The following is a 799-nucleotide window of genomic DNA, read 5'->3' on the forward strand; positions in this document are numbered from 1 at the left end:
GGCACGTAGTTCTTTAAATCGTATCCGAATCCATGGCTTGTCGAGACGGCGCAGCGAATTGAGACAAGCCATGGCTGAGGTTATTGCGCTCAACGGTTCGTATATGATTAGTTGCGGAGTGAAATCCGACAGGATTTCGGCCCGCACAATAAACATACTAAATATGCGTGGATTTTCCGCAGGGAAAATCCAACCGCAATTAATTATAGGTGCTGTTGTGCTTAGTTATTTTTTTCCATAATCTTATAAACGTGGTAGGTTGAAAGTCCAACCGTCATTAGCACGATTATCATTGAAAAGAATAAGCTAGATGATTTTCCGTAAACCTTTTGTTTATCCAATTCCACAATTAATGGGTCTGTCCGCGAGTTGTCGGTTTGTAAATAGACTCTTAATTCCTTTCCAATAGCGTTTTTGTCTTGAAATTTCACCCAATGCCCTTGATAACTGTCAGTTAACTTATAGGTTTTTTGTGTCCTATCCGAGGTTTTTAGAACCAGCCGTTCTCTGTCTCTGTATCCAAACGATTTACGTCTTTTATACTTATAAGTTTCGACAAAAACTTCACTTAATGTGCCATATTCTTGTGTGAGCTCTTTCCTTTCCGTAATAATATTTGGAATTGCATAGACCACCGATATGCATACCAATGCAATATTTATAAACCCCCATTTTAATTTATCAGTCAATCTTTTTAATTAAGCACAACGGTTAGGCTATGATTAGTTGCGGTGTGAAATCCGACAGGATTTCGGCCCGCACACTAAACATAGTAAATATGCGTGGATTTTCCGAAGGG

2 protein-coding genes are annotated in these 799 nt (G+C 39.0%); one reads left to right on the forward strand and one right to left on the reverse strand.

Annotated features, from left to right (window positions below; translation table 11 throughout):
* A partial coding sequence (locus MWU82_RS24020; RefSeq protein WP_247098283.1) for a hypothetical protein occupies positions 1–241 on the forward strand: 241 nt, incomplete at its 5' end.
* Here MWU82_RS24020 and MWU82_RS24025 read toward each other — a convergent pair.
* Positions 222–689 carry a hypothetical protein gene (locus tag MWU82_RS24025; RefSeq protein WP_247098285.1) on the reverse strand — a complete coding sequence of 156 codons (468 nt, stop codon included), beginning with the start codon at positions 687–689 and terminating at the stop codon, positions 222–224. The genes MWU82_RS24020 and MWU82_RS24025 overlap by 20 nt on opposite strands.
* Positions 690–799: the final 110 nt, after the last annotated feature.

The sequence above is a fragment of the Arenibacter sp. S6351L genome (genome assembly GCF_023016025.1).
Classification (GTDB): Bacteria; Bacteroidota; Bacteroidia; order Flavobacteriales; family Flavobacteriaceae; genus Arenibacter; species Arenibacter algicola_B.